7 protein-coding genes and 2 tRNA genes are annotated in these 8129 nt (G+C 68.0%); 6 read left to right on the top strand and 3 right to left on the bottom strand.

Going from position 1 to position 8129, the window contains the following annotated elements:
* The 3 genes from EB084_14875 to EB084_14865 form a co-directional block, all read right to left on the bottom strand.
* The coding region (locus tag EB084_14875; protein ID NDD29540.1) for a serine/threonine protein kinase at positions 1 to 1272 on the bottom strand (1272 nt) is incomplete at its 3' end.
* A gap of 190 nt (positions 1273 to 1462) precedes the next feature.
* A tRNA-Val gene (locus EB084_14870) sits at positions 1463 to 1539 on the bottom strand.
* Positions 1540 to 1546: 7 nt separating this feature from the next.
* Positions 1547 to 1620, bottom strand: a tRNA-Cys gene (locus EB084_14865).
* Between the two features lie 471 nt (positions 1621 to 2091).
* Here EB084_14865 and EB084_14860 point away from each other — a divergent pair.
* The 6 genes from EB084_14860 to EB084_14835 all read left to right on the top strand — a co-directional run.
* Positions 2092 to 3348 carry a hypothetical protein gene (locus EB084_14860; protein ID NDD29539.1) on the top strand — a complete coding sequence of 419 codons (1257 nt, stop codon included), beginning with the start codon at positions 2092 to 2094 and terminating at the stop codon, positions 3346 to 3348.
* 2 nt (positions 3349 to 3350) lie between these two features.
* Positions 3351 to 3725: a hypothetical protein gene (locus tag EB084_14855; protein NDD29538.1), complete on the top strand. Its 375-nt coding sequence runs from the start codon at positions 3351 to 3353 to the stop codon at positions 3723 to 3725.
* Positions 3726 to 3731: 6 nt separating this feature from the next.
* A complete protein-coding gene (locus EB084_14850) occupies positions 3732 to 5768 on the top strand; it encodes a hypothetical protein (GenBank protein NDD29537.1) in 2037 nt (678 codons plus the stop codon).
* Positions 5769 to 5857: 89 nt separating this feature from the next.
* Complete coding sequence (locus EB084_14845) at positions 5858 to 6382, top strand: hypothetical protein (GenBank protein ID NDD29536.1); 525 nt, start codon at positions 5858 to 5860, stop codon at positions 6380 to 6382.
* A 4-nt stretch (positions 6383 to 6386) separates the two neighbouring features.
* On the top strand, positions 6387 to 7463 hold the full coding sequence (locus EB084_14840; protein ID NDD29535.1) for an SPFH domain-containing protein: 1077 nt from the start codon (positions 6387 to 6389) through the stop codon (positions 7461 to 7463).
* A 113-nt stretch (positions 7464 to 7576) separates the two neighbouring features.
* The coding region (locus EB084_14835) for a hypothetical protein (GenBank protein NDD29534.1) at positions 7577 to 8129 on the top strand (553 nt) is incomplete at its 3' end.

Raw genomic sequence — 8129 nt, 5'->3', positions numbered from 1 at the left:
CGTCGCCACGGGTTGCGCCTCCGATGGTCGAATCGGCGCGACGGGAACGTCGACGATGACACGACGGGAAGGCGTGGCCTTGGGTCGCGTCACGGGCGACGGAGATGCGCCCTTGCTGTGCGCCGCGGATGGCGTTGGAGCGAGCGGCGTCGCCACCGGTGCTGGCGCGTTCGGGGAGGCCTGGGGAAAGATCCGTTCGGACGACGCGGGCACCGCAACCTCGTGTGCCGCTTGCGCGCGTATGACAGGCGAAGCCCCGGTGGTTCCTGGCGCGACCGACGCCGGGCGTGGCTGCAGCGCATAGAGCGCAAGGCCCAGGGTAAGCGCGCCCACGGCTGTGGCGCCCACGACGAGACGTCCGGGCGTCGCGTCGGGCGCGGGGAGAGACACGGTCTGTCGGGCCTCCCCTCCCCCAGGAACCAGAATCGGCTGCGTCGCCCCTCCCGGATCGTGCAGGGCGCGCCGACGCCAGTCGTCCAGCGCAACCCGCATCGCTTCCGCGTCCTCAAAGCGATCGATGGCCGCTGGAGCGACCGCGCGATTGACGATGGCCGCCAGCTCGGCGTCGACCTCAGGCGCCACGCGCTGCAAGGGAGGCACGGCGAGCGGGGGGGACTCCACGCCACCGATCAGGTGGTGCATGGTCACCCCCAGCGCATAGATGTCTGATCGCGGCTCGGCGTGTCCTTGTATCTGCTCGAGAGGGGCATACGAGAGCGTTCCGAGCTGGGTGTGCGTGGTTGCGCGCCCGCTGTGGCTGCGCGCGATGCCGAAGTCGAGCAGCTTGATGCGACCGCTCGCCCGCTCGCGAACGATGTTGGCCGGCTTGATGTCGCGATGCAGAACGGGCGGCACGCGACCGTGGAGATAGACGAGGATGTCGAGCACCGCGAGGGCGTCGTCGGCCACCTGATCGGCGGGCATGCCGCGCCGATGCTTCTGCGCGTTGTCGAGCTCGAGATCGAGAGGCTCGCCATCGATGAGCTCCATCACGATGAACTGCCCGTCATCGGCCGAGAAGTGGTTCCGGAAGCGCGGGATTCCCGGATGGCTGAGCGCCGACAGGAAGCGCATCTCGTCATCGAACTTGCGCCGCAGGATGCGCCGAGAGGCGTCGTCGACATCGAGCTCCATGAGCTGCTTCACCGCGCAGGGCTCATCACCAGCCTGCATGTCGAGCGCCTCGTACACCACGCCCATGCCGCCGCTGCTGATGACCCGCACGATGCGATACCGATCGTGTAGAACGGTGCCGCTCTGGAGAGTGCCCACGATGCTCGCTACTTCCTCCCCTTCCGGGATTCAAGACACGGTCTGCCGGCTTCCTTCACGTCGGAGGGGCGAGCCGGGGGAGGACAGGCCCGATGATCGAGGGCACCGCTCCACGCCCGTGGTGCTGCGGGTCGTGCGGCGGCATGAAAGACGAAACCGCCAGCCGACGGCTGGCGGTCTCTTCAAGCGATGGTGGACGCGAACGGACTTGAACCGCTGACCCCCACGATGTCAACGTGGTGCTCTAACCAACTGAGCTACGCGTCCAGTTCTTTGGAGGCGACGAGCAGAATCGAACTGCTGTACACGGTTTTGCAGACCGTTGCCTGACCACTCGGCCACGTCGCCACGATTCCGGCAGCGCCGGTCGCGGATTGGACCTCACCCGCACGGCCCGCACTTACAGCACCGACGCATCTCGGTGGCGGTCAGGCCACCCCGTCGGCACTTCGGCGCCAAGTATAGCACAAGCCTCCGGACAACGCAACACCCCACGCCGTTGGGTGTCACCAGGAACCCGATGATGCCAGGTCGTCGAAGGCCCGACATCGTCAATCACCCCTTGGTCGCCCCCCTCCCTCACTAGAAGCCCTCCACCAAGAGAGTCGCGAAGACATTCCCCACAACCGGCATTCGCTCGAGCGCCAGACCGCCCAGGCAGGCAAGACCCGCACAGGCAGAGAAGGGACGCTCGCGACGCTCCCATCCCCCGCACGGCATCAGCCTTCCGGAGCCCCGGGCCGGCGCTCGCAGGACGAACGCTCCGGCCGTCGTCGCATCCGGTGCCGGCACGTGCCGTGCACACTCGAGAGGTCACCGATGCCCCTTCCCGGCAACCCGCGCGCCATCCGCCTGCTTGCCAATCTCTACCTGGCCCGCTTCTCTCCCTCCGACATCGATCGGGTTGCGCGGACCCCTGTTCGCATCGGGGTGGCGGGTGACGCCGCCTTGCTCGGCCGCTTCCGACGCCAGGTTGCGCTCGATCGGGTGGCCGATGACGAGCCGTTCCCCTCGCTGTCGCTGCACGCCCTTCCCCCAGAAGAGAAGCGCAATCACTGGCATGTCATCGACGACTGCCAGATCGTGATCGTGCTGCTGGGACGCGATCAGCTCCTCGACGACACCATCTACCGCGTGCACGAGGCGCTCCCCAAGAAGGTCACCGCGGTGTGGGCCGGAGTGGGTGAGGTCGAGCCGTGGCTGCGCGGCGAGATCGCAGACATCGCCGCCGACCTGCGCCTCGGCGCGTTCATCTTCGTCGACGCGCTCGAGGGCGAAGCGGCCACGCCCCTGCTCGAGGCCGTGCTCAAGCCCCTGGCGGGATACGAGCTGGCGATGGCGCGCAAGATGCCGGCCTTCCGAGAGCTGGTTGCGACGCGCATCATCAATCGGGTGGCACGGCAGAACCTGCTGCTCGCGATGGCCTCGGCCATTCCCAGCAGCATCCCCTGGATCGGCCCTGTTGTTGGCCTGCTGGGCGTCACCGCCGAAACCATCTTCATCACCTCGAACCAGATGCGCATGGTGCTGCAGCTGGCCAGCGTCTACGAGCGCGAGATGGACGTCACCGAACGGATGAAGGAGCTCCTCCCCGTCATCGGTGGGGCATTCGGCTGGCGCTCCATCTCGCGCCAGCTCATCGGGTTCGTGCCCGCCGTGGGGCCCGGCGTGAAGGGCTCCATCGCCTATGCCGGAACGCGCGCCACCGGAGAGGCCGCGCGCTGGTTCTATCGCACGGGCACCCCCATGGATCCGGCGGAGAAGCGACGCGTCTACGAAGCCGCCCTCGAGCGTGGAGAGACCCTCACGGGCGCGGTGTCAGACGTCATCGAGACCCTCACCCAGCGCGAGGCAAGCGACCTCACCGAAGGTCACGAGCCTTCCGCCGCGCAAGCGCGACTCGACCTCGCCGAGACCACCGCGACAGTCGAAGCCCCCCCGCAGAAACCGCCCACGCGGCCGAAGATCGACGTGGCCCGCAACGCGGGGCGCCGCAAGTCGCGCAAGGGTGACCCTCCCCGTTCAGACGACGCCCCCACGGGTGCCGAAGCCGATACCGAAGGAAAGCAATCATGAGAATGTTCCTGATGGGGCTGCCCCTGGCCGCGCTCCTCCTGCTGGCGACGCCGAGCATCGCGGCCGAACCAGGCTCGAAAGACGACCCCATCGTCACGCGCAGCTATCTGGAGACCCTGTACTCCTGGCAGGTGACGAGCCTGCAGGAAGGCCAGACCGTGAGCCTCGATCTCGGCGTGCAGTTCGTCGTCCGCAGCGGCAGCGCCGTGGTGGTGGGGGTCGGCGCGGAAGGTCTCCTCGACCTCACCGCGGGCAAGGAGCTTCGCGACGGTGAGCGCATCCCTCCGTGCCATCTCGTGCTCTCCCCGGCGAGCGACCATCGAGGGGTGCGCGCCATGTCCCAGGTGGTGCTGCTCACCCGCGGCTTCACACGGTAGACGCCCTTGCCTCGCGCCCGTCTGCTCTGGACCCTCATTGCCATCGGTGCGCTCTGCGCCGTCCTTGCCCTTGCTTCGCGCGTTCGGCTGGAACGCGAGGCGCGCAGCCTCGACATCCTCATCGACGCCTATGGCCTTCTCGACTTCTGCCAGGCGGAGGGCCTCGACCCCGCTGACACGCTGGCGCGTCTGAAGAGCGCGGGCGTGACCGCCGTGGCGCTCCCCGAGACCACGGTCGAGCGGCTCACCGCCACTGGACTGGCGTCTGTGCAGAGCGGGGCCGATTTCTCGCGCCAGCTGCGGGCCCGCGCGCCGGGCCTGCCCCTGACCGCGCGACGTCCCGACCCCGCGCGCACCTACGTGGTGGTGAGCGACGCCAGCGTGCTGTCCGACCTCGAGACGTTCCTGCCCTTCGTGCTGGGGCCAGACCGCGCCCATCGATGGCCAGAGGCCGCCGACCGCACCTCGCCGTCAGAGGGTCATCCGGTGGTTCTCGAGCTCACGACGAGCGAGCACAGCCTGGCCTCGAGCGGTCTCGGATTCAGTCGTTCCGACCTGCGGGCCCTCCAGAAGCAGGGGCTCCGGGTGTACCTGCGCCCCCAGAACCGCAGCCGCTTCGGCGACAGCGACATCGCGGCGTTCGTGAAGACCCTGGTCGACACAGCCTCCCCCGCCGGCCTCATCTTCGAGGGCGTGAGCAATGAGGTGCTCGGCTATCCTGACAGCCTCGAGGCAACCGAGACCGCCATGCGCGAGCATCGGCTGCTCTTCGGCAACATCGAGGTCCCCACGGTCGACGCCGCCCAGAAGGGCAGCCAGACCCTGGGGCGCAAGCTGAGCAGCCAGACCGTGCGGGTCTTCTCGCTGGCGCCGCTGCAGCAGGCCAAGATGACCCCTGACGACGCCATCGACCGCTACCGCCTGGGGGCGCGCGAGCGCAACATGCGCGTGCTCTACGTGCGTCCGTTTGCAGCCCCCGTGACGGGCAGCACCCTGCTCCAGACCAACCTCGACTACATCAAGGCCCTTCACGACGACCTCGCGCGCTCCGGCTTCGTCTTCTCCGGGGCCCGCCCGTTTCCGGCCCTGGCCCCTGGTGGTCTGTGGCTGGTGGGCATGGCGCTCGGAACCGCCGCCGCGGGCGTCCTCTTCCTCGAGCTGTTCGTCGCCGTGCCCGCGCCGATGGTGTGGTCGCTGCTGTGCGGCCTGCCGCTGCTCGCGGCGGCTTGCGCGGCGATGCACCGCGGCTCTCTCGCGTCGACCCTGCTGGCGCTGGCCGCTGCCCAGGCCTTCTCGGTGCTGGGCCTGGCGTTCGGCCTGCCCATGCTGCGCGCCGAATCGGAGAGCGCGCCATCCGGTGGCAGGGCGCTCCTCGCGGCCACCCTCCCCCTGGTGCTGGTGACGGCCGTGAGCCTGCTGGGCGGTGTGTACATGGCGGGCTTCATGTCGGAGACCTCGTTCATGCTGAGCGTTCACATGTTCAGGGGAATCAAGCTCATCATGGTGGTCTCGCCCGCCCTTGTCGTGCTGCTCTGGATGACGCGGTTCGCGCCGCGACGAGAGACCCTGCGCGCCCTCCTCGACCATCGCATGGCCTTCTGGCATCTGCTGGCGTTTGGCGCCCTGGCGGCCGCTGGCGCGTTCTACGTGGCGCGCACCGGCAACGCCTCACCGGCCGCCGCCAGCGACTACGAGAGAGTTGTGCGCGACTTCCTCGAGACCACCCTGGTGGTGCGGCCGCGCTTCAAGGAGTTCGCCTTCGGGCACCCCGCCTGGTTCGTGCTGGCCGGGCTGCTCTGGAAGCGCGGGGGACAGGCCTGGACCTGGCTTCTCGTGCTGTGCGCGGCCATCAGTCAGGTCGACGTGGTCGACACGTTTGCCCACGCGCACACACCGTATCTCATCTCGCTCGCGCGCGCGCTCATCGGCCTCGCGCTCGGCATCGCCCTGGGCCTCCCCCTCGCCGCGGTCGTGACCCGCATCACGCCTGAAGGATTCGAGCCTGCCCACGACGCAGAGATGGGAAACGTTCCAGACGAATAGACGTCATACGCATGGTCTGACCGCAAGGATCACATGATGCGGTCAGCGCACGGTCCCCTGTCCAAATCCCCAGCATAGAGGAGACACGAATGGACGATCTGCGGCAGCACATCCGAAGCGAAGAGGGGGGGCTCGAGCGCCTCATGCGCAAGATCCCGGGCTTCGCGGGCTACAAGGATCGCGAGCAGCGGCGTCAAGCCGACCAGATCCAGCGCACCTTCATGGCCGACGCGCTCACCCGTGAGCGAGACCGCCTGAGCGACGTGGGCTCCATCTTGATGTCCCACGGGGGCCTCGCGCAGCTGCCCGCCATCGATCGCGTGCGCAACGTCTTCGACAAGGTCATCGACCGCATCCGCCACGCCACCCACGGGTATTCCGGGTTCTATGACGCCATCCGCATCAACGAGGCCGAGCTCGATCGGGTCTACGAGTTCGACCTCTCGATGCTCTCCGACATCGCCGCCGCGGGCGAGGCCATCACGGCTCTCGGCGCGGCCGCCGAGCAGCAGTCTGCCGACTTCGCCGAGCGCCTGCGCGGCATCGAGGGCGGCATCAAGGGGCTCGACCAGAAGCTCGACAACCGCACACGCGTGATGATGGGAGTGAACTAAAAGCATGGGTATCCTTCTCGACGTTGTAAGCTATCAAGATCCGAGCGGTCAGGAGATCGTGCACTGCGTGCCTGAGGGCGGCTCGGCCGACATCAAGTGGGGCGCCCAGCTCGTGGTGCAGGAGACCCAGAGCGCGGTGTTCTTCAGAGACGGCCGGGCCCTCGACGTGTTCGGGGCGGGACGGCACACCCTCACGACGCAGAACCTGCCCATCCTCTCGGGGCTGCTCAAGCTCGTGTCGGGCGGCGCCACCCCCTTCCAGGCCCAGGTGTACTTCGTCAACCAGAAGGTCTTCCAAGACCTGAAGTGGGGCACGCCGCAGCCCATCGATCTCACCGACCCCGATCTCGGCTGGGTGAGCCTGCGCGCCTTTGGCAGCTTCTCTATCCGGGTGAACGACCCGCAGCTGTTCATCAACACCCTCGTGGGAACCCAGGGGTTCTACGACACCGACCAGCTGAACTCGTTCCTCAAGGGCTCCATTCGCACGCATCTGAACAACCTGTTCGGCGAGAGCTTCCAGAGCTACGCCAAGATCCGCGCCAACTTCGAGGCCCTGGCCGCAGCCATGAAGCTGAAGGTGAAAGACGACTTCGGCAAGTACGGCATCGAGCTGCGCGACTTCTTCATCCAAGACATCTCGGTGCCCCCCGAGGTTCAGGAGGCCTTCAAGGAGCGCGCCCGCATGGGGGCGCTCGGCGACATGAACAAGTATACCCAGTACCAGGCAGCCCAGGCGATGCGCGACATGGCCCAGAACCAGGGGGCCGGCGGCGCGGGCATGGGCATGGGGGCGGGCATCGGCTTCGGCGCCATGATCCCCCAGATGATGCAGAATGCGAACAACGCCGCGCAGCAGCAGGCGGCACCCGCCGCCCCCGCGCCCGCGGCAGCGCCCGCACCGGCCGCACCAGCCGCGCCTGCGGGGGTTGCGTGCCCCTCGTGCCAGGCGGCGGTCCCCGCGGGGGGAAAGTTCTGCATGAACTGTGGCCACAAGATGCAGGCCGAGTGCCCCTCGTGTCACACCGCGGCCACACCGGGAGCAAAGTTCTGTGTCAGCTGCGGCACGAAGATCGAATAGGGGCGAGCGCAGCTGAACCCTTCACGACGGTCGTTCGAGACGGGTCTCTGGTGCTCGGGCGCAGGTTCGCCTATAATAGAGGCGTACTGCATCCGCGCTCTGGAGGCCCGTTGATGTTCTTCTCGGCCCGCACCGCGCTTCGCGCGCTCCTCAAGCCGGCGGCGCTCGCGCTTGTCTGCGCCCTCTCACTGATCGCGTGCGCCCACGCGATGCCGCGCAAGTCCGGTCGCATCGTGAAGATCGTCCCGGAGAAGCGCCTGGTGGTGCTGCAGCAGCCCGGGGGCAACACCGTGCGCGTCGTCATCACCAAGGATGCGCACATCGAGCGCATGGGCCAGGTCACGAAGATGGGCAGCTTCCGTGTGGGCGATTACGCCGTGGTCGAGATCGGCGGCATGCTGAACGAAGACCCCCTCGAGGGCGTGGGGCTCTACGATGTCTACACCGCAGGCGAGGCCCCACCGCCGACGGGCTCGGTCGACAAGTCGATTCAGGGAGGGTTCGCCGTTGCGGGCGGGTCTGCCGCCACCGTGCCCTTCACCCACGAGAGCGCCACGGTCCCGCTGCTGGGTGGCGGCCAGCACGCCGCCCACTCGGAGACCACGCTCGAGTGGAACCCCACCACGGCCTGGAACGGTGTGACCGGCACGCCCGGAGAAGCCAGGC

Source organism: Pseudomonadota bacterium, assembly GCA_010028905.1.
Lineage (GTDB): Bacteria > Vulcanimicrobiota > Xenobia > RGZZ01 > RGZZ01 > RGZZ01.
This window is presented reverse-complemented; position numbering and strand designations above follow the sequence as displayed.